Genomic DNA, 21,129 nt, shown 5'->3' with positions numbered 1-21,129 from the left:
CCAAAAGAGAGGGGCCTTGATGGCACAGAGCGCGAACATGGATGCATCGGAGCTTGCACGCGATATCGCGGCCGGCCTGGCATCGGCAACGACGGCAACGGAGCGCGCGGCACTGGTGCCCGCAGAGCTCGTCGAGGCCATTCAGCAACTAAAAGCCCAACGTGACGCAGTGATCCTGGCGCACTATTATGTGGCGCCCGAGGTCCAAGCCGTTGCCGATTACGTCGGCGACAGCTTCTACCTGGCAAAGCTCGCCAAGAGCCTTCCGCAGCAGACGATCGTGCTGTGCGGCGTGGAGTTTATGGGCGAGAGCGCCAAGCTGCTCAATCCCACCAAGACCGTGCTGCTGCCCGAGCCGGGCGCGGACTGTCCCATGGCGCACATGGTCAAGCGCGAGACGGTCGACGCGGCACGCGCCGAGTATGGCGACGACCTGGCCGTGGTGTGCTACGTCAACTCGACGGTCGAGATCAAGAGCTGGAGTGACGTGTGCGTTACCAGCTCTAACGCCGTCAAGATCGTCTCCGAGCTGCCGCAGCAGCACATCTTGTTCATTCCCGACCAGAACCTGGGCCGCTTTGTGGCCGAGCAGGTGCCCCAAAAGCACGTCATTCTCAACAACGGCTATTGCCCGCGTCATCACATCATCACCGTCGAGCAGATCGTCGACGCGCAGGAGGCACATCCCGATGCGCTCGTACTGGCGCACCCCGAGTGCAAGACCGACGTCCTGGCCGAGGCTGACTACATCGGCTCCACCGCCGGCATCATCAAGTATGCCGAGGAGTCGGACGCCAACGAGTTCATCATCGTGACGGTCCGCGGCGTGCTCTACGAACTTGAGCGCCGCTGCCAGGGCACCGGCAAGAAGTTCTACTTTCCTGCGGTGCAGCCCACCTGCGTCAATATGGATCTCATCACGCTCGAAAAGCTCGTGCACTGCCTGGAGACGGGCGAGGGCGAGGTGCAGATTGGCGTGTCGGACGAGGCCGCCGATCAGGCCAAGCTCACGCTCGACCGCATGCTCGAGTACGCGGCGCGCTAAGCCAATGTGACATGAGGGACCATCCCTTATGCCACATTACAAGGGAGAGGATTCCTGTGGAAACCAAACAATACCCCGATATGGAGTGCGATGTCGTCATTGCCGGATGCGGCGTGGCGGGCCTGTATGCGGCTCTCAACCTGCCGACGAGAACGCGCGTAATCATGCTCTCCAAGGGCGCCGTCGATGAGTGCGATTCGATGCTCGCGCAGGGCGGCATCTGCGTGCTGCCCGAGGGTTCTGACTACGATGCCTTCTTTGAGGACACCATGCATGCCGGCCATTACGAGAACCGCCGCGAGAGTGTTGACATCATGATTCGCTCGAGCCGTTCGGTCATCAACGACCTGCTGGCCATGGGCGTGGACTTTGAGCGCAAGGCCGACGGCAGCCTCGACTTTACCCGCGAGGGCGCGCACAGCCGCCCGCGCATCGCCTTCCATGCCGACATTACGGGCAAGGAGATCACGACTAAGCTGCTCCAGGCCGTTCGCAAGCTTGATAACGTGCAGATTTTGGAGCACGTGGCCATGACCGACATCCTGACGGGCGAGCGTGACGGCGCCACGGTGTGCACCGGTGTCGTCGCCGTTTCCGTGGACGAGGACAACTCGGTTCGTCCCGCCGACGAGCTGGCAAACGCCGCCGAGGACGTGCATGTCGGCGAGCCGTTTAAGATCCATGCCCGCCATACGCTGTGGGCGACGGGCGGTATCGGCGGCGTGTACGACCATTCGACCAACTACCCGCAGCTCACGGGCGATGCCTGCTACATCGCTCAGGAGCATAGCATTAAGATGGAGCACCTGGACTACGTGCAGATTCACCCCACGGGTCTGTTCTCGCCGCAGCCGGGCCGCACCTTCCTGATCAGCGAGAGCTGCCGCGGCGAGGGAGCGATTTTGCTCAATGCCGCCGGTGAGCGCTTTACCGACGAGCTTCAGCCGCGCGATGTGGTCGCCGCCGCTATTCGCGAGCAGATGAAGCAGGACGGCACCGAGCACGAGTGGCTAAGCTTTGCCCCCGTCGAGCGCGACGTGGTGACCGGGCACTTCGCCAACATCCGCGCACGCTGCCTGGAGGACGGCCGCGACATCTTGGACGAGCCCATCCCCGTTACGCCCACGCAGCACTACTTTATGGGCGGCGTGTGGGTCGACAAGGACGGCCGCACCTCGATGCCCGAGCTCTACGCCGCGGGCGAGACAGCCTGCAACGGCGTTCACGGCAAGAACCGCCTTGCATCAAACAGCCTGCTCGAAGCGCTGGTCTGGGGTCGCCGCGCCGCGTGGTACATGCGTACCGGCGAGTCACTGGCCGTGGAGCAGGCGGGCGATCCCGCGCTCGATGGCCGTCATCGCGCCCTGAGCGCCGACACCCTGGCAATCGATGATTTGGCCCGTGCCGCCGGCACGCAGGCCGTGGAGGAGTAGACCATGAATCCCATTACCATGAAGCTCGTCGTCGATGATTTGATCCTGCAGGCCCTGCGCGAGGATATTACGTTTGAGGACGTGAGCACGGCGAGCGTGTGCCCCACGGCGCGTCCCGCCACGGTGGAGCTCATCGCCAAGGCCGATGGCATTATCGCGGGCCTGGATGTGTTCGCTCGCACCTTTGAGCTGCTGGATTCGCAGAGCTCGGTGCTGTTTGATGTTGCCGATGGTGACGAGGTGCACGCCGGCGACCACGTGGGCCAAGTGCGCGGCGACGCGCGCGTGCTGCTTTCGGGCGAGCGCGTGGCGCTCAACTATCTACAGCGTATGAGCGGTATCGCCACCTACACGCATCGGATGGCGGCTGCGCTCGAGGGCACCAAGACCGTGCTTGTCGATACGCGCAAGACCACGCCGGGCATGCGCGTCTTCGAGAAGGCCGCGGTCGAGATCGGCGGCGGCAGCAACCACCGTTACAACCTGTCGACGGCCGTCATGCTCAAGGACAACCACATCGATGCCGCCGGTGGCGTGACGCGTGCGATTGAGATGGCGCGCGCCCATGCATCGTTTACCACGACGGTCGAGATCGAGTGCGAGAACCTGGACATGGTGCGCGAGGCCGTGGAGGCCGGAGCCGACATCATCATGTTCGACAACATGACCCACGACGATATGGCTGCCGCGATTGAATTTATCGCCGGTCGTGCCAAGACCGAGTGCTCGGGCAACGTGGACGCCAGCAATATCCGCGCGCTTGCCGACCTGGGCGTTGACTTTATTAGCTCGGGGGCGCTGACGCATTCTGCGCCGATTCTCGACCTCTCGCTTAAGCACCTGCGTCTGCTGGACGGTAAATAATGGACGCCCGCGAGCGTCGCCGTGCCATCTTGGCCGTGCTCGAGGGAGCCAAAGATCCCGTCTCGGGCAGTGCGCTTGCCCACGAGGTGGGCGTGAGCCGTCAGGTCGTGGTGCAGGACATCGCCCTGCTGCGCGCCGACGGGCACGATATCGTCGCCACCAATCGTGGCTATGTACTACAGGAGGCGCCGAGCAGCCCGGCTGTGCCCACGCGTCTGGTCAAGGTACGCCATGGCGTGGAACAGGCGGGCGATGAGCTCACGAGCATCGTCGACGCGGGCGGCGCCGTGCTCAACGTGATCGTCAACCACCGCGTGTACGGCAAGATCACGGCCGACCTGGACATCCGCAATCGTCGCGATGTTGAGCGCTACCTGCACGATATCGAGAGCGGCAAGAGCTTTCCGCTGCTAACGGTGACGAGCGGCTATCACTTCCATCGTATTGCGGCAGAAGACGAGCAAACCCTCGACGAGATCGAGGCCATGCTCAAGGAGAAGGGCTATCTGGCAGACCTAATGCCCTACGAAGATGACCTGTCCTAGTCGACGCTGCATCTATAAGTTGCGGTGAAATAGTTCCTAAAATCGGCATCCAAGCCATAAAACAGGAACTATTCCACCGCAACTGCCAAGGGTCCCGCTTCAAATTAGCTGCCCACACATGCAAAAGGAGGCCTCCGCGGCGATGCGGAGGCCTCCTTTTTTGTGCACGGTGTACTTGTGAGTGTGCAAGTGGGGGAGTTGTTACTCCTCGACGATCTCGGTGATCGCGCCGGCGGGGCAAGCGTCCTGGCAAGCGCCACAGGCGACGCAGGAATCCTCGTCAGCGACGGTAGCGACGTCCTGGAGCTCCAGAACGCCAGCGGGGCAGGAGTCGACGCAAACGCCACAAGCGATGCACTCGTCGGCATCAATTACGGGATGAGCCATGGTAGTTTCCTCTCTGTTGACCGACGCTACAGGCGATGCGCGTCGGTTTGATTCGGGCAAAAACATACCACGGGAGCGACCGTTTGCAATACCCTCTGACCGGCATCTTCATACCGTTCGCCGAGTATGCTACGGCTTACTAAAAAACATGCAGGTGAGGCCGTTGAGCTGCGCAAATGTTAGCTATAGGTGACTTGAAATATAGGGCGATTGAGCGCGCCTGCGGAAAGGGCATCCCGTTATTTGGCCGAAAACCGGGTCGCAGTTTCCGGTTGGGCCCGCTAGAGGAAACTGCGACCCGGAATCCACGCTCAAACCGGGATGAACTTTCCGCAAGACGGCCCCCAGGCACCCCCGGACGCAAACCTCAGTCAACTCTACATAGATCTCAATAGATCTGCCGAGAACTCAAACAGTACATCTACCTGCGCATTTGCGAACCTAAACTCTCAGAGATAAGAAATCTTATATGAATTGACTTAGATTTTGTATATTCCGGCCCATAAGGGGATACACTACATCCTGAAAGACAAGCCGAAGCGCTGCGCGACAGACCGTCGAGGCAGCGCGAACGCAAAAGAGAGAGGGAATTTCTAATGAGTAAGATTCTTGGTATCGACCTTGGTACTACTAACTCCGCTATGGCCGTCCTCGAGGGCGGTTCTCCGACCATTATCGTGAACGCCGAGGGCGACCGCACCACCCCGTCCGTTGTTGGCTTCCGTGCTGACGGCGACCGCGTCGTGGGTAAGGCCGCTAAGAACCAGGCTGTCACCAACCCCAAGAACACCGTGTTCTCCATCAAGCGCTTCATGGGCCGCAAGTACTCCGAGTGCACCTCCGAGATCAAGACCGTGCCGTATGAGGTCAAGGAGGGCCAGGGTGGCCGTGCCGTCGTCGACATCGAGGGCAAGGATTACACCGCCGAGCAGGTGAGCGCCATGACGCTCGCAAAGATGAAGGCCGACGCCGAGAAGTATCTGGGCGAGACCGTCACCGACGCCGTCATCACCGTCCCGGCCTACTTCAACGACGCCCAGCGTCAGGCCACCAAGGACGCCGGCAAGATCGCTGGCCTCAACGTCAAACGTATCGTCAACGAGCCGACCGCTGCCGCCCTGGCCTATGGCCTGGACAAGCAGGGCACCGACCAGCGCATCCTGGTCTTCGACCTGGGTGGCGGCACCTTCGACGTCTCCATCCTCGACCTCGCCGACGGCGTGTTTGAGGTTCTGTCCACCTCGGGCGACAACCACCTGGGCGGCGACGACTGGGATCAGCGCGTCATCGACTGGATGGCCGACAAGTTCCAGCAGGAGAACGGCGTCGATCTGCGTCAGGACCCCATGGCCCTGCAGCGTCTGAAGGAGGCCGCCGAGAACGCCAAGAAGGAGCTCTCCGCGGCGCAGCAGTCCACCATTAACCTGCCGTTCATAACCATGAACCAGTCCGGCCCGCTGCACCTCAACTACACGCTGACCCGCGCCGAGTTCGAGAAGATCACCCGCGACCTGCTCGAGCGCTGCAAGCAGCCTGTCACCAACGCCCTGCGCGACGCTAAGCTCAAGCTCTCTGATCTGACCGAGGTCATCCTCGTCGGCGGCTCTACCCGTATGCCCGCTGTCCAGGATCTGGTCAAGACCATGACCGGCAAGCAGCCCAACATGTCCGTGAACCCCGATGAGGTCGTTGCCGACGGCGCTGCCGTCCAGGGCGGCGTGCTCACCGGCGACGTCGAGGGCATCCTGCTGCTCGACGTTACCCCGCTGTCGCTGGGCGTCGAGACCATGGGCGGCATCATGACCAAGATGATCGACCGCAACACCACGATCCCGACCTCCAAGACCGAGGTCTACTCCACCGCTGCCGACAACCAGACCAGCGTCGAGATCAACGTGCTCCAGGGCGAGCGCGAGCTTGCCCGCGACAACAAGTCGCTCGGTAAGTTCCAGCTGACCGGTATCCCGGCTGCCCGCCGCGGCGTGCCGCAGATCGAGGTCACCTTCGACATCGACGCCAACGGCATCGTCAAGGTCTCCGCTAAGGACAAGGGCACCGGCAAGGAGCAGCAGATCACCATTTCCGGCTCCACCGCTCTGTCCGACGACGAAGTCGATCGTATGGTCAAGGACGCCGAGGCTCATGCCGAGGAGGACAAGAAGCAGAAGGAAGAGGTTGAGGTCCGCAACCAGACCGATAGCCTGTGCTACTCCACCGAGCAGACCCTCAACGAGCTGGGTGACAAGGTTTCCGCCGACGTGAAGTCCAAGGCCGAGGCCGCTATCGCCGACGCCAAGAAGGCGCTCGAGGGCTCTGACGTCGAGGCCATCAAGGCCGCTGGCGAGTCCCTGCAGTCCGTGGCCTACGAGCTGGCTCAGGTTGTCTACGCCGACGCTCAGCAGCAGACCGACGGCGCCGCCGGTGCCCAGCCTGCCGACGATGACGTTGTCGACGCCGACTACGAGGTTGTGGACGACGAGGACAAGTAATCATGTCCGCCCGTAAAGCTCGCACGGAGGCGGCTGCCGCTGGCGCCGCCCCCGTTGACTCTGAGGAGAAGGACGTGAAGATTCCCGTAGAGGCCGTCGACGATACCGAGGCCAACGAGGCCGAGGCCGCCGAGGCTGCCGAGAACCAGGTAGAGGATTCCAACAAGGAGGCGACGATGACCGAGGACGAGATGGTGGAAGCCGCTATCCGCGCCGGTGAGGAAGCCGCCGACAACGACTTTAAGCTCAAGTTCGAGCAGGCCCAAAAGGAGCTTGCCGACGTGCGCAACGAACTCGATGCTGCGGCAGAGGCTCAGAAGGCCGCCGAGGACAAGGCAAAGGACGCCACCGAGCGCACCGCCCGTCTGCAGGCCGACTGGGAGAACTTCCGTCGCCGCACCGCCAACGAGCGCATTGCCGAGCGCGAGCGTGCGACCGAGAAGCTCGTCACGGCGCTGCTGCCGGTGGTTGACGATATCGAGCGTGCAATCGACCATGCCCGCAGCCAGGAGCTTTCCGACGATTTTAAGCAATTCGTCGATGGCGTTGACGCGGTGCATGCCAAGCTGCTCGATGTGTTTGCGCACGAGGGCGTTGAGCCCATCGACCCCAAGGGCGAGGCGTTCGATCCGCTCGAGCACCAGGCCGTGGGGCGTGTCGAGGACGCATCGCAGTACGACGAGACCGTCAACGACGTGTACCAGAAGGGCTACCGCATGGCGGACCGCATCCTGCGTTCCGCGATGGTGACGGTGACCTACGGTGGCGAGAAGCGCCCCGCACCGGAGCCCGAAGCGGCGCCCGAGGATGCCGCGGCCGATACGGCCGAGAGCACCGAGGAGTAATTGAGAAGGGCCCCGGGGCAACACCCGGGGCCCTTTCTGGCCTAGTGCCATATGAAAGCATGAGCCGCCGTCCGCAGGGGCGGCGGATGTAACAGGAGAGGAGCTACGATGGCTGCAGGCAAAACCTTCTATGACATCCTGGGCGTATCCAAGAGCGCCTCCGACAAAGAGATCAAGAGCGCGTTTCGCAAGCTCGCGCAAAAATATCACCCCGATGCCGGCGGCGACGAGGCCAAGTTTAAGGAGATCAGCGAGGCCTATGAGACGCTTTCGGACGAGAAGAAGCGCAAAGAGTACGACCAGATGCTCATGTTTGGCGGTATGCCGGGCGCGGGCGGCGCGTATGGTGGCGGCTACGGTGCCGGCGCGGGTGCCAGCGGCTGGGGCGACATCTTCGACAGCATCTTTAGCGGCAACGGCGCCTGGGGCAGTGATTGGGGCTCGGGCTTTGCCGGGGCTGCGGGCGCTGCCGGTGCCGGCGCTGGCCGCAGCCGTGCTCGCAAGGGCGGCGACCTGTCGCTGACTGTCGACGTAACGGCCGAGGACGCGTTTCGCGGCGTGACGCACAAGGTTACCTACCGCATTCCCTCGACGGGCGAGCAGCAGACCATTACGGTCTCGGTGCCTGCGGGCGCGGTCGACGGAGGTAAGCTGCGTTACAAGCGTCGCGGCGAGTATGGCGTTGCCGGCGGCGAGCGCGGCGACCTGGTCGTGACCACGCACGTGGAGGAGCATCCGCTGTTTAAGCGTAAAGGTGCCGACGTGACCATGGAGGTACCGGTCTCGGTCTACGAGGCGGCGCTCGGCTGCACGGTGGACGTGCCCACGCCCGGCGGTGCGACGGTTCGTCTGAAGGTGCCCGCGGGTACCCAGACGGGCAAGAAGTTCCGCTTTAAGGAGATGGGTGCGCCCGACGTTAAGCACCGTGGTCGCACCGGTGCGCTGCTCGTCGAGATCAAGGTGCAGGTTCCCACGAACCTATCCGACGACGAGCGCGATGCCATGACCAGGCTGCGCGAGGCCGACACGCGCGATTATCGCGAGAAGGTCAACCGTTACAAGGCGACGTTCTAGGGCGGTCGTGGCGCACGCCCGCGCCCGCGGGCTTATGATGGACGATAACGAGACGGAAAGGGGTCAGGTAGCATGGCCGAGGACAATAGGAACAAACCGCTGTACATGATCAGCGTGGCGGCCGAGCTGACCGGCATGCATCCGCAGACTCTGCGCGTCTACGAGTCCAAGGGCCTGGTGAACCCCCAGCGCTCAGGCGGTAACACGCGTCTGTATTCGCGTGCCGATATCGAGCGCCTGGAGCTCATCAACCAGCTCACCGACGAGGGCATCAACCTTGCCGGCGTGGTGCGCATCCTCGATATGAAGGAGCGTGCCGAGGAGCGTGAGCGCGAGAACGAAAAGCTCCGTGCTCGCGTGCGCCAGCTCGAGGACGAGCTGCATGAGTACAAGATGCAGAAGAAGATCACCGCCCTGGCCCCGCGCGATGGTTCAGTCAACCCCGAGCAAGTCATGCGCAAGCTTTTGGGCGCCGGCGGGGATTTGTAGTTACGCGGTTTTACCAAACCGCGTAACCAGTTGACGCTGCAAGCCCGTCAGAGCGGCAATCTGCCTTTCAACTTCGGCGGCATGATCAAAAGATCAATGCCGCCTCGTTTCAAGGCACCTTGCTCGCTCTGGCGGGCTTTCGCTGTCCGCGCCAAAACATCGGCGTTGTTATGGGTAGTCATTGGGGACGTTCTTAAATGACTAGTCGAAAGGGACGCTCTTGCACCAAATCTGCCTGCCCACATCGGGCTTGTCCTGTACTTTACTGAGATAAAGTGAACGTGTAGATTCGTAACCCACTCGCAACCGTTCTATGGCACGATATTGAACGAATGTATGCTATGCGCCCGAGCCTTTCGGGCAGAGTGGGAGACAGTATGGTCAAGCTGTACGAGGACGGCATCTACCTGCGCGGTGGCAGCGAGGTTGTGCCTGCGGCCGAGGCTGCCGAGCGCGGTATTACGCAGACGCCCGAGGATGCCAAGCGCGGCACCATCGCGTATTCGATCCTCCAGGCACACAACACGTCCGGCGACCCCGAGGCGCTCAAGATTTGTTTCGATGCCATGGCGAGCCACGACATCACCTTTGTCGGCATCATCCAGACGGCGCGCGCCTCGGGTATGGAGCGGTTCCCGCTGCCCTACGTGCTCACCAACTGCCATAACTCGCTGTGCGCCGTGGGCGGCACCATCAACGAGGACGACCACGTCTTTGGCCTCTCAGCTGCCAAGAAGTACGGCGGCATCTTCGTCCCGCCGCACATCGCCGTCATCCACTCCTTTATGCGTGAGAACTTCGCCGGTTGCGGCAAGATGATCCTGGGCTCCGACTCGCACACCCGCTATGGCGCCCTGGGCACCATGGCCGTGGGCGAGGGCGGCGGCGAGCTGGCAAAGCAGCTGCTGCGCGACACCTACGATGTCGCCTATCCCGGCGTCGTCGCCATCTACCTCACGGGCGCCCCGCGTCCTGGCGTCGGCCCGCACGACGTGGCGCTCGCCATCATCAAGGCGGTCTTTGCCAAGGGCTACGTTAAGAACAAGGTCATGGAGTTTGTGGGCCCCGGCATCGCGAGCATGACGACCGACTACCGCAATGGCGTCGATGTCATGACCACCGAGACGACCTGCCTGTCGAGCATCTGGGCCACCGACGAGGACACGCACGCATTCCTGGCCATGCACGGCCGCGGCGACGACTACCGCGAGCTCAAGCCCGCCGATGTCGCCTACTACGACGGCTGCGTCGAGGTCGACCTGTCGAGCATCAAGCCCATGATCGCGCTGCCGTTCCATCCTTCCAACGGCTTTGAGATCGACGAGCTCAACGAGAACCTCGAGGACATCCTGCACGAGGTGGAGCTCGAGGCCGCCAAGATCGGCGAGGGCAAGACGCACTTTAGTCTGCTCGACAAGATCGTCGACGGCAAGCTGCACGTGCAGCAGGGCGTTATCGCCGGCTGCTCGGGCGGCAACTACGACTCCGTGGTCCAGGCCGCCCGCGTGCTCAAGGGCGCCAACACCGGCTGCGGCGAGTTCTCGCTGTCGGTCTACCCCACGAGCCAGCCCGTGGCACTCGAGCTTACACGCCGCGGCTATATCTACGACCTTATGGAGGCCGGCGCGATCGTGCGCACGGCATTCTGCGGCCCGTGCTTTGGCGCCGGCGACACGCCCGCCAACAACGGCCTTTCGATCCGCCACACCACGCGCAACTTCCCCAACCGCGAGGGTTCCAAGCCGGGTAATGGCCAGCTGAGCGCCGTGGCCCTGATGGACGCTCGCTCCATTGCGGCGACGGCCGCCAACGGTGGCGTCCTGACGCCGGCGACCGACCTGCCCGAGGAGACTTGGGACGAGGTCTGCGGGTACACCTTTGACGACGCGCCGTACAAAAAGCGCGTGTACTGGGGCTTTGGCAAGGCCGAGCCTGCCGACGAACTGGTCGAGGGTCCCAACATCAAGCCGTGGCCCGCGATGGAACCTCTCAGCGACGATATCCTGCTCAAGGTGTGCTCCAAGATCATGGACCCGGTCACCACGACCGACGAGCTCATTCCCTCGGGCGAGACAAGCTCCTTCCGCTCCAACCCGCTGGGCCTGGCCGAGTTTACGCTCAGCCGCCGCGACCCTGCCTACGTGGGCCGCTCCAAGGAGGTCGACGCGGTGGAAAAGCGCCGCGTGGCCGGCGAGGCCGCAGGCGACCTGGCGGCACTCGATGCCGAGCTTGCCGGCGTGTTTGAGGCACTGGCCGGCGCCGGCGTCGCGGCCGATGCCAAGGCGACCGAGTATGGCTCCATGCTCTATGCCAAGAAGCCCGGCGACGGTTCTGCCCGCGAGCAGGCCGCGAGCTGCCAGCGCGTGATTGGCGGTCTGGCCAACATCGTCCACGAGTACGCCACCAAGCGCTATCGCTCCAACGTGATGAACTGGGGCATGGTGCCCTTCCAGATGGAGGCCGAGCCCAACTTTGAGGTGGGCGACTACGTCTTTGTGCCGGGTATCCGTGCCGCGCTCGATGGCGATTTGAAGAACATCGCCGCCTACGTGGTGCGTGCCGATGGTGCGGTCGAGCAGATTGAGCTCTATATTGCCGATATGACGGCAGAGGAGCGTGCCATCGTCAAGGCCGGCTGCCTGATCAACTACAACAAGTTCAAGGCCGCTGCCGAGTAACGCACTTAATTGTCCGCCCGGGGCTTACCCTTTCCCGCCCGCTCACGCGCTTTGCGAGGGTCGCGTTCGGGAAAGGGTAAGCCCCGGGCTACATTTCTGCGTTCTCGTTGGGTCTTGAGGGACGCTAAAAAAAGACTGGGACCACCACAAAGGGGACAGGCAGCTTTGTGGTGGTCCCGTTTATCTCGACCTGTAACAGCTAGGGGCAAAATATGCCGCTAGATGTTACAGGTCGAGATTTTCGGACGGGGCTTCGCGGCCAATCTCGATCCGTAACATCTAGGCCCCAATTTGCCGAGTAGTTGTTACAGATTTAGACAAACGGTTGCCGTCGGTCATTTCATCTCAATCTGTAACACCAAGGATCCAAAAGGGCCGCTAGCTGTTACAGATTGAGACAGCGGAGCGCCGGAGCCGAAAACTACCACGAAGGTGTCTGTCCGGCGGGTTCTTATTTCGATGGGGTCCAGGTTATTTCATCGTCAAATAGCCAAGTGCGTGCTGAGCCACTGTCGCGCGCTGTCTGTGGATCGGGCTCGCAAGTTTGTTCGTAGGCATCCTCGGTACACCGATCCATAAAATCGACGACTGCCGTCTGGTCGCCTTCCATGACGTAGATCACGTTGCCATCCGAGATATAGACTCCCGGCCCTTCGTTGTCCACGTAGCCGGGGTCGTATGAAACGTTGCACAGTCTGCTCCCGTTTGCCGCATCGAGTTCAAGGGTCGAATAATACCCGCCATTCATTTGGCCTTTCTTGGCTCGATATATTGCGGCGCCGTACCATCGCTTAAACGTCTTGCCTTTGAGTAAACTGGTTGCCTTGCCGATAAGCTGCTCATCTTGGGTATAGCGCGTGGCTCCAAGTTCGATTCTGGGATAGTTACTGACCCCAAGCGCTGCGGGCGTACCGTCGAAATCGACGGTGATTGAATCGGGTTTGACGATATCGGTGAGGATTTCGATGGGGTAGCTTACGGTTTCAACCGCCGCCTGCGTTGCCGAGGCAGGGAGAAATGCGAGATAGATAATGCCCACGCCGACTGCGGTAATTGCAAACGCTAAGACGAGCAGGCCGATATAGGTGGAGCGTTTCACGGCGGGTACCTCGCAAACAGCATGCATTCATTAAGATAAGTGATACCAGCTTACGACAATATTCAAAAGAAAGCGACCGCCCGGAATGAGAGGGCTAAAAGGCCCTATTGGGCTTCGATTTGATCTCTAATAGGAATATTTGCCTCCCCTCATTCTGGGCGAGGGGTCAAAAAATGAGTTCACGAGTTTTGCGCAATACTATTCTCACTAAACTCGCTATTTTCACTATAAGCACTATAAAAACGACAGGGACGATGACGAGAAAGTTGTGGCGTACGATAGCCAAGTCGTTTAGGCCGGCACCCTTGTCTTGAATCTCCATCTATATCTGCGCGAACGGGCTATCGGTGGCTCTCGATTTCGTCGCTGTGTTCTCGTTGGGTCTTGAAGGACGCTAAAAAAGACTGGCACCACCACAAAGGGGACAGGCACCTTTGTGGTGGTGGGTTACGAGTAGCTCCTTTTGGTAATAGTGCTGGCTGCGATATCATTAGTGCAGGTGGCGAAGGCTTGCATTGTGAGGTGCTTTGCTGTGAGAAGTCCTGCCCGTATTGGATTGATTGTTTTGGCGCTTGCGATCACCGTGGTTGGCATGGGCGCTGTCGGCATGGCGTTTCTACCTGCTGCGGTGACGGAGCCGGTGGTTAAGCCTGTGACGCAATCTGTCGAACTTCTGACCGGCGACGACAAGCCTGAGACCATTACCGTTGATTTTGATGAGCAACCGGCTGCACTGGGCATTAGTAATTATCCGCGTATTCAGCTTGGGGCTATGCGCTATACCATGGATTCTGGGCTGATCGACAGGGCGTCTGAGCTGCTCAAGGGCAAAACCTTTAAGCGCTGGTATGGATATGCGTCCTATCGGGCAAAAGCGAACGACATGGTTGGCGGATGCCACTCTTCCATCGAGCTGGACACTGCAAACGGCGCAAAGTTATGTGATGTCTCGTACGATCCGGGCTACGAGGGCAATGAGGGTCCGGGCATCTACATCATGGACGGCGATGTCGCCTATGTCATGGAGGGCGACCAGACCGAGCTCAACGATTTTATGGGTCAGTGCATTCAGGATGCCTATGAACAGACCTGCTTGCCCGACCCGCAGACTGCACGCGATAGTGGGTCTGCCCGTACATGGCTGTTCGAGGATGAGATGCCCTGGAACGCCGAATCGGGAAGCACGGGCTCGGCGAAGGAGTAGAGACCGCGACCACCACAAAGGTGCCTGTCCTCTTTGTGGTGGTTTTCGGTCTGTCTCGATCTGTAACATCTTGGCCGCTGAAAGTGGGCCTGGTGTTACAGATTTAGATTTTTGATCCGAGTGTTTTCTGTTCGTCTCGATTTGTAACAGATAGAGCTCTATTTGCTGACTAGATGTTACAGATTGAGATAGTAAGGGGACGAGGCCGTAGCGGGTGAGCGCACCTGCTCCCTATCTTTCAATCACTCAGAAAATCTTATATATAGAGACTTAGATTTGTGTATAAGATCGCGCAAAGCTGGCAACAATACTTCTCGAACAACGTGAAGCCGCCCCGTAGGGCGGCCACCCCAAGAGAGGTGATTCCATGAGAATCGATAAGCTAGCAATGACGTCGCGCGAGGCGCTGCAGACCGCCATGAGCACGGCTGCCGATGCGCAGGCCGGCGCGGTGGAGCCGATTCACCTGCTGTCCGCCCTGCTCGGCGCCGGCGAGCGCAATATCTCCGTGATCATCGAGCGCATCGGTGCCGACCCGGCCCAGCTTGCACGCTCCACACAGGATGCCATCGACCATGCGCCCAAGGTGTCGGGCGAGGGCCAGCAGATGGGTCTTTCCAACGAGCTCGTCCGCGTCATCGAAAAGGCCGAGAAGAAGGCCACCAAGATGGGCGACAGCTTTGTGGTGACCGAGCATCTACTGATGGCACTTGCCGAGGACAAGGGCGAGGCGGGCCGCGTGCTGCGCGATGCCAGCGTGACCAAGGAGCGCATCGAGCAGGTCTACGAGGAGCTGCGTGGCGATGACCGCGTGACGTCTGCCGAGGACAAGACGCAGTTTGAGGCACTGGAGCAGTACGGTCGCAACATCTGCGACCTGGCCCGCGCCGGCAAGCTCGACCCGGTCATCGGCCGTACCGACGAGATCCGTCGTACCATCCAGGTCCTGTCCCGTCGCACCAAGAACAACCCCGTGCTCATCGGTGAGCCGGGCGTCGGTAAAACGGCCATCGTCGAGGGCATCGCCCAGCGTATCGTGGCCGGCGACGTGCCGAGCACGCTGCGCGACCGCGACCTCATCGAGCTCGACATGAGCGCGCTGGTCGCCGGCGCCAAGTACCGTGGCGAGTTCGAGGACCGCTTGAAGGCCGTACTCAAGGAAGTGCAAAAATCGGAAGGCAAGGTCATCCTGTTCATCGATGAGCTCCACACCATTGTGGGCGCGGGTGCCACCGAGGGCTCCATGGACGCCGGCAACATCCTCAAGCCGGCGCTCGCTCGTGGCGATCTGCACGCGATCGGCGCGACCACGCTCGACGAATACCGCAAGTACATCGAGAAGGACGCGGCGCTCGCCCGTCGTTTCCAGACCGTGATGGTCTCCGAGCCTACCGTCGAGGACACCATCTCGATTCTGCGTGGCCTCAAGGAGAAGTACGAGATCTTCCACGGCGTGCATATCACCGATAGCGCGCTCGTGGCCGCCGCCGACCTCTCCGATCGCTACATCGCCGACCGCTTCCTGCCCGACAAGGCCATCGACCTGGTCGATGAGGCCGCAAGCCGCCTGCGCATGGAACTCGACAGCATGCCGGTCGAGATCGACGCCACCACGCGTCAGCTCACCCAGCTGCAGATCGAGGAACAGGCGCTCATGAAAGAGACCGATGACGCCTCCAAGGAGCGTCTGGAGGCCCTGCGCCAGGAGATTGCCGAGGTCCAGGAAAAACTCAACGTGCAAAAGGCCGGCTGGCTCAACCAGAAGAACGCCATTGACCACGTGCAGGAGCTTAAGAGCCAGCTTGACGAGGCCAAGAGCGAGGAGGAGCGCGCGACGCGCAACGGCGATTTGGGTCGTGCGTCCGAGCTGCGCTACTCCGTGATTCCGGGCCTGCAGCAGCAGATTCAGGATTCCGAGGCCGCGCTCGAGGCGCAAAAGCAGCAGGACGGCGAGGGCCTCAACGAACAGGTGACCTCCGATGAGATCGCCGAGGTCGTGAGCGCCTGGACCGGCGTGCCCGTGTCCAAGATGATGCAGGGCGAGCTCGACAAGCTCAAGGGCTTGGAGGGCGAGCTGCATAAGCGTGTCATCGGCCAGGACGAGGCCGTCTCCGCTGTCGCCGCAGCCGTGCGCCGCAGCCGTGCGGGCCTCTCCGATCCGGACAAGCCCATCGGCAGCTTCTTCTTCCTGGGCCCCACTGGCGTGGGCAAGACCGAGCTCGCCAAGGCGCTTGCCGAGTGCCTGTTCGACGACGAGCGCGCGCTCGTGCGTATCGATATGTCCGAGTACATGGAGAAGTTCAGCGTCCAGCGTCTGATCGGTGCGCCCCCGGGATACGTGGGTTACGACGAGGGCGGCCAGCTCACCGAGGCCGTGCGCCGTCGTCCCTACTCCGTGATCTTGCTCGACGAGATGGAGAAGGCCCATCCGGATGTCTTTAACGTGCTGTTGCAGGTGCTCGACGACGGCCGTCTGACCGATGGCCAGGGTCGCCAGGTGTCCTTCAAGAACACGATTATCATCATGACGTCCAACGTGGGCTCCAAAGCCATCGCCGATCTGTCCGGTAAGGACGAGGAGGAGATGCGCCATCAGGTCGACGCTGCCATGGCTCAGACCTTCCGCCCCGAGTTCCTCAACCGTATCGACGACATCGTGGTGTTCCATCCGCTCGGCATGGCGCAGATCGAGAAGATCGTCGACATCCAGCTTGCCGACGTCCGCGCGCGTCTGGCCAAGGAGCGCATGACGCTTGCCATCACCCCGGCGGCCAAGCAGATGCTCGCCGTGGGTGGCCTGGACCCCGTGTTCGGTGCCCGTCCGCTCAAGCGCCTGGTCCAGCGCGAGGTCGTGGACGCCATCGCCGCCGCCATCATCGACGGCACGGTGCGCGAGGGCGATCAGGTGACGGTCGATGTCGACAAGGACGGCGGCTTTACCGTCGTTTGCGACAACACGCCGGCGGCTACCTATGAGGTTCCCGACGCCGAGTAGATTTTGGGCCATGCCTTAAAATCTGCCAGCCGCCTCTAAACGCCAAGGGTGGCGGATCCAATTGGGTCCGCCACCCTTTTTCGTGCGACAATCGATGATGTTGAGCACGATTGCATGGCAAGGAGATATGCAGATGATAGACAAGAACAAGACGAACACGTCGGCGACCGATGCTGCACCCGCCGCACCCAAGCCTGCACCTAAGCCGGCACCTAAGCCGGCACCCAAGCCGCGCGACCCCTACATCCGTGCCGAGAACGAGGACGATGACGGCTACGATCCCTACAGCGACCGACGCCCCGAGCGTGAGCCAATGTTCGAAGCCGACCCCTGGCGCTGAGTGCCACCCAAAAGGCCACCAATAAGTTGCGGTGAAATAGGGACTGTTTTGCGGTTTGACCAGTAAAAACAATCCCTATTTCACCGCAACTGCGTTAGGGATGTGGGTGTTGGGCGGCTGTCTTTGGGCCGGCTAGTCCTGGGCCTTGATACTCGGCATCAGAATCTGGGCGAGGTAGTCGCATTCGAGCTTGGTGGCGGCGTCGGCCTTGCCGTCTTTGCCGACCAGCACGTTCTTGATCTGGCTATAGGTGTAGCGGTTGCCGGTCGTGAGCTCGACAAGCTCAATGGCCGTGTCCATGGGGTAGGTCGACACGGGGTCTTGCGTGCGCCCGTTGATGGTCTGGGGCACCACGTACGGATAGACGGGGCCGCTGGCGTAGACGGTGTAGCCGTTGCCGAGGTTTGCCGCACCCAAAACCGCGTCGCCCTCATCGGGCGTAAAGCTCTCGCCGTCGCGCACCGTGACAAGCGTCACAAGCGGCGTGTTCGTGTCGCCGGCAAGATAGATGCATAGCGTGCTGCCATTTTGCCAAGTCTCGACCTTGCCGTACCACTCGACGGGGATATCGAGCTGATACAGGTCCGTTGCCTTATGTCGAGCATCGGCGTCGCGGGCCGCCTGCGCCTTGCGGGAGCTCACGGCGTTGGTTGCGGCGTCGCGTCGCGCGGTTGCCGCCTGCTGGAGCACCTTTGCGACCGCGGCGGAGTTCACCCCGCCTTCCTCGGCATACTTGGCGGCGGCATCGATTTGGTCGTCAGTCACCGTGTCGGCCGAAGGCACCTTGAGCTTAAAGGTGGCCTGGGCACTCAAATCCTGCCCATCGCTCTTAATGGTGACCTGCGCCTTGGTGGTCGGCACGGTGTAAATGGTACCGTCGGCTGCGATGGGGGACCCAGCGATGGAGAGCGTATAGTCGCCGGGCAGCAGCTTAATGCCACGACCATGCTCGTCAACGTAGAGTGTTTCGCTCACGGAAGAACCGTCGGAATCCTGCCCGCTCACCTGTACGGGAATCTTGGAGCCGGTTGAGCAGTCGAGGTCCGCGGCATGCACGCCAATCTGCACCGACATCATCGTGTGCGCGCTGGCGGCGACAGCGGCAGCCTGCTCTTGCTGATATCCGTTCCAGGCGGCATAGCCTGCGCCGCCGGCGACGAGCGCGACGGCCACAACGCCGGCAACCATCAGGTTGCGGCGCTTGGGCGACATCTTGCGATGACGAACCTCGGCTTCGCGTGCCGAAGGAACGGACGGTAGGGGAATATCGCCCATGGCGATGGTCTCGTCCACGGCAGGCGCGGAGCCCAGGCCGGGAAGCTCGCGGGTCAGTGAATCTTCGGCCGGCAAGCTGTCGAGCAAGATGGTTTCCTCGCTCGTGTCGGATTCGGGCTGGTCGTCGGCCTCGCATTCGGATTCCTCGTGCCCCGCCTCGTCCTCGGTGGGCGCGGCGCCATCGTCTTTTGCATCCTGATTATCGGGCTGCGCCTCGATTTCCGGCTCATCCCGCACATCAACGCTCGAATCGTCAAACGCAATCTCGGCCAGTGCGATCTGGTCTAGGCTCTCCAGGGCCTCGGCACACGCTTCTGCATCTTGGGCCGCATCCTCTTGGCCCATCGTCTCATCTTTCATATATCCCCCAAGCTCAATATCGGCTCAACACTGTACCCAAAAATGGAGCCATATAAAGCGCGTATGAAATATAAGATTTGATTTAACCTGAGCGCATCGTTCGGCCGCATCCTCGCGGCAGCAAAAGGCCCCCGGAACGCGAACGAATCACATTCCGGGGGCTCTGCAATGCGTTGAGTTGCGCGGAGCCGGCTATGCTGCTTCGCGCTCAAGCGATGTCTGCGCCAGGCACGTTACTCGGCGTGCGCGTAATCAACCTTGGCGCGGCGGGCAGTGGCCTTCTCCCAATCGCTGGTGCCCTCAAAGACATCCTGCTTGTAGGGATTGCGGCCGAGCTTCTTGGCACGGTAGGCGACGTAGATGATCGCGGCGATGTTGGCGATTAGCGCGGCGACCGAGACCGCGGTGGCGGCGCCGGGATCGAGCGTGGAGTGCGTCACAAAGATGGACTCCTCCTGGAAGTACGGGAACACCTGGGCAAACATGCACCAAATGGCCAGCGTAAAGGCGCGGTTCTGAATCCAGCCGCCCTTGTTCCAGATAAAGGCGGCGACGGTGGGCGCCAGCAGCAGCGCAAAGCCGCAGAACCAGGAGTGGGTGGGCAGGCAGTTGTAGGTGTAGCAGAAGTTCCAGATATCGTAGGCGATGATGTAGACCCAGGTCATGTCGGGCCACAGCATGTCGGTCTGATCCTCGGAGGCGTAGACGCTCCACCAACCGGTCATGCAGAAGATGTTGATGATACCGGCGATGCCGTTGAACACGTTGTTCCAGCCGGCCAGCTGCGTGGCGCCCTCGGAGGTGACCCAGGTGGACTCGCCCAGGACAAAGAAGTGATAAGCGCTCTCGAAGTCGGACACGACGGCGATCATGATGTTGATGGCGACGATCACAAACGGCCACGCGCGGAACCAATGCGCCTTGCCGATCTTGCCCCACTGGTACTTAATGGCAATGAAGCCCCAGCAACCGGCCAGCGCCGCGTATACCTTGGCGTAGTGGAACCAGCTGTTCTGGTACACATGGGTGGGGTTGATGAGCGCCCACTCGGCGCCCTGCGAGACGCCGATGGCGATGGCGACGCAGTAGATGGTCATGGCCAGCGGAGCCACGCCAAAGATGATGGCCGCGCCCAGCTTGGTGCGGCGGCCGACCTCGTTGAGCACGATCAGGCCAATAAAGACCATGGCCCAGCCGGCCCAGTGGATAAGGGTATCGCTACCCCAAACATCGAACAGCATGCTGCTCTCCTTTCACACGCCCGCGGCCCCTCTTCCGATCGCGGGCAGTTTGGCCAAATGTCGTCAGTTCTGGGGCTTGCGCTCCGGATACTTGGCGGTATAGCCCTCGATGTGGAGCGTCGAGGCGATGATTTCCTTGACCGTCTCGTCGGGCACATCGGGGTGCGTGCGGATATACATCAAAAGACCCATGATGAGGGTATAGAACGTTTCGTAGACATGGTCGATGCGCAGCTCGTGATGGGCGACAAAATCAACCACGGTGGTGTCGCAGATGTACTGCGCCACGCGCTGGACCACGTTGTGCAAAAAGCCGCCGTAGAGCGCGCCGCTGCTCGAGGTCAGGGTACTCGGCAGCTCGTGGCCGCTGGCGACCAGGCGCTTAAAGAGCGGGGCGACGGTGTCGAGTGCGCCCTCGATATCGCCGACGGTGCGGTCGGCGTTCCACTGCTCGAGTTCGGAGATAAAACCGTCAATTGCCTCGTCCATAACAGCGGTGACGGCGGCGTCCATGTCGGCGAAGTAGTGGTAGAACAGCGAGCGCGTGCAGCCGGCTCGCTTGGTTACGGCCGATACCGATAGGTGGGACACGCCCAGCTCGGAGCTTACGGTGCGCACGGCGGCGAGGATCTCGCGACGGCGTTCGTCGCCCGTCAAGCGCTTTGCCGCGCTGTCGGATGCGGGGACGGCATTGACCGCAGAGGTATCTGCTGTGTTGTTGCCCATGCGTTTGCCGCCTTTCATCCTCTTTTGCCTGACCGTTCGC

At 61.5% G+C, this 21,129-nt stretch carries 17 protein-coding genes; 12 read left to right on the top strand and 5 right to left on the bottom strand.

The annotated features are described in order from the left end of the window. The first annotated feature begins 19 nt into the window (after positions 1–19). From nadA to ACEXKH_RS05955, 4 genes are read left to right on the top strand one after another with little or no spacing between them, the layout of a single operon-like run. Entirely contained in the window at positions 20–1,045 is a 1,026-nt protein-coding gene (nadA, locus tag ACEXKH_RS05970; RefSeq protein WP_373573450.1) for a quinolinate synthase NadA, read from the top strand. A gap of 56 nt (positions 1,046–1,101) precedes the next feature. Then, on the top strand, positions 1,102–2,478 hold the full coding sequence (locus tag ACEXKH_RS05965) for an L-aspartate oxidase (protein ID WP_373573449.1): 1,377 nt from the start codon (positions 1,102–1,104) through the stop codon (positions 2,476–2,478). A gap of 3 nt (positions 2,479–2,481) precedes the next feature. Then, the gene (gene nadC / locus ACEXKH_RS05960; RefSeq protein ID WP_373573448.1) at positions 2,482–3,342 is read left to right on the top strand and encodes a carboxylating nicotinate-nucleotide diphosphorylase; all 861 of its coding nucleotides are present in this window, start codon (positions 2,482–2,484) and stop codon (positions 3,340–3,342) included. Next, positions 3,342–3,887, top strand: a complete 546-nt coding sequence (locus tag ACEXKH_RS05955) for a transcription repressor NadR (RefSeq protein WP_373573447.1) — start codon at positions 3,342–3,344, stop codon at positions 3,885–3,887. The genes nadC and ACEXKH_RS05955 overlap by 1 nt, the downstream gene beginning before the upstream one ends. A 201-nt stretch (positions 3,888–4,088) precedes the next feature. Here the strand turns inward: ACEXKH_RS05955 and ACEXKH_RS05950 are convergent, their stop codons facing one another. Next, positions 4,089–4,340, bottom strand: a complete 252-nt coding sequence (locus ACEXKH_RS05950; RefSeq protein ID WP_158564522.1) for an indolepyruvate ferredoxin oxidoreductase subunit alpha — start codon at positions 4,338–4,340, stop codon at positions 4,089–4,091. Between the two features lie 530 nt (positions 4,341–4,870). Between ACEXKH_RS05950 and dnaK the strand changes: the two genes are divergently transcribed. The 5 genes from dnaK to ACEXKH_RS05925 all read left to right on the top strand — a co-directional run bounded on the left by dnaK (position 4,871) and on the right by ACEXKH_RS05925 (position 11,849). Beyond that, positions 4,871–6,763, top strand: a complete 1,893-nt coding sequence (gene dnaK, locus ACEXKH_RS05945; RefSeq protein ID WP_117564548.1) for a molecular chaperone DnaK — start codon at positions 4,871–4,873, stop codon at positions 6,761–6,763. A gap of 2 nt (positions 6,764–6,765) precedes the next feature. Then, on the top strand, positions 6,766–7,608 hold the full coding sequence (locus ACEXKH_RS05940; protein WP_373573446.1) for a nucleotide exchange factor GrpE: 843 nt from the start codon (positions 6,766–6,768) through the stop codon (positions 7,606–7,608). A 108-nt stretch (positions 7,609–7,716) separates the two neighbouring features. After that, positions 7,717–8,682 carry a DnaJ C-terminal domain-containing protein gene (locus ACEXKH_RS05935; protein WP_373573445.1) on the top strand — a complete coding sequence of 322 codons (966 nt, stop codon included), beginning with the start codon at positions 7,717–7,719 and terminating at the stop codon, positions 8,680–8,682. Positions 8,683–8,754: 72 nt separating this feature from the next. Beyond that, positions 8,755–9,171 (top strand): heat shock protein transcriptional repressor HspR, encoded by a 417-nt coding sequence (locus tag ACEXKH_RS05930; protein WP_006235210.1) that lies wholly within the window; start codon positions 8,755–8,757, stop codon positions 9,169–9,171. A gap of 377 nt (positions 9,172–9,548) precedes the next feature. Next, positions 9,549–11,849, top strand: coding sequence for a hydratase (locus ACEXKH_RS05925; RefSeq protein WP_373573444.1), 2,301 nt, complete (start codon positions 9,549–9,551; stop codon positions 11,847–11,849). Positions 11,850–12,300: 451 nt separating this feature from the next. Here ACEXKH_RS05925 and ACEXKH_RS05920 read toward each other — a convergent pair whose 3' ends face one another. Beyond that, entirely contained in the window at positions 12,301–12,948 is a 648-nt protein-coding gene (locus ACEXKH_RS05920) for a hypothetical protein (protein ID WP_373573443.1), read from the bottom strand. Positions 12,949–13,480: 532 nt separating this feature from the next. On the opposite strand from ACEXKH_RS05920, the gene ACEXKH_RS05915 reads away from it, so the two are divergent. The 3 genes from ACEXKH_RS05915 (at position 13,481) to ACEXKH_RS05905 (ending at position 17,487) form a co-directional block, all read left to right on the top strand. Further along, a complete protein-coding gene (locus tag ACEXKH_RS05915; RefSeq protein WP_373573442.1) occupies positions 13,481–14,152 on the top strand; it encodes a hypothetical protein in 672 nt (223 codons plus the stop codon). Between the two features lie 367 nt (positions 14,153–14,519). Beyond that, the gene (clpB, locus tag ACEXKH_RS05910; RefSeq protein ID WP_373573441.1) at positions 14,520–17,147 is read left to right on the top strand and encodes an ATP-dependent chaperone ClpB; all 2,628 of its coding nucleotides are present in this window, start codon (positions 14,520–14,522) and stop codon (positions 17,145–17,147) included. 133 nt (positions 17,148–17,280) lie between these two features. Beyond that, entirely contained in the window at positions 17,281–17,487 is a 207-nt protein-coding gene (locus ACEXKH_RS05905) for a hypothetical protein (protein WP_373573440.1), read from the top strand. Between the two features lie 132 nt (positions 17,488–17,619). Here the strand turns inward: ACEXKH_RS05905 and ACEXKH_RS05900 are convergent, their stop codons facing one another. The 3 genes from ACEXKH_RS05900 to ACEXKH_RS05890 all read right to left on the bottom strand — a co-directional run bounded on the left by ACEXKH_RS05900 (position 17,620) and on the right by ACEXKH_RS05890 (position 21,089). Continuing rightward, positions 17,620–19,122: a hypothetical protein gene (locus ACEXKH_RS05900; RefSeq protein WP_373573439.1), complete on the bottom strand. Its 1,503-nt coding sequence runs from the start codon at positions 19,120–19,122 to the stop codon at positions 17,620–17,622. A 233-nt stretch (positions 19,123–19,355) separates the two neighbouring features. Beyond that, positions 19,356–20,363 carry a DUF5692 family protein gene (locus ACEXKH_RS05895; RefSeq protein ID WP_373573438.1) on the bottom strand — a complete coding sequence of 336 codons (1,008 nt, stop codon included), beginning with the start codon at positions 20,361–20,363 and terminating at the stop codon, positions 19,356–19,358. 63 nt (positions 20,364–20,426) lie between these two features. After that, positions 20,427–21,089, bottom strand: coding sequence for a TetR/AcrR family transcriptional regulator (locus tag ACEXKH_RS05890; protein WP_373573437.1), 663 nt, complete (start codon positions 21,087–21,089; stop codon positions 20,427–20,429). Positions 21,090–21,129: the final 40 nt, after the last annotated feature.

It is taken from the genome of Collinsella aerofaciens ATCC 25986, from assembly GCF_964259375.1.
In the GTDB taxonomy this organism is placed as follows: domain Bacteria; phylum Actinomycetota; class Coriobacteriia; order Coriobacteriales; family Coriobacteriaceae; genus Collinsella; species Collinsella aerofaciens_BO.
The sequence above is the reverse complement of the archived record's forward strand: the minus strand, read 5'-3'. Positions and strand labels throughout refer to the sequence as shown.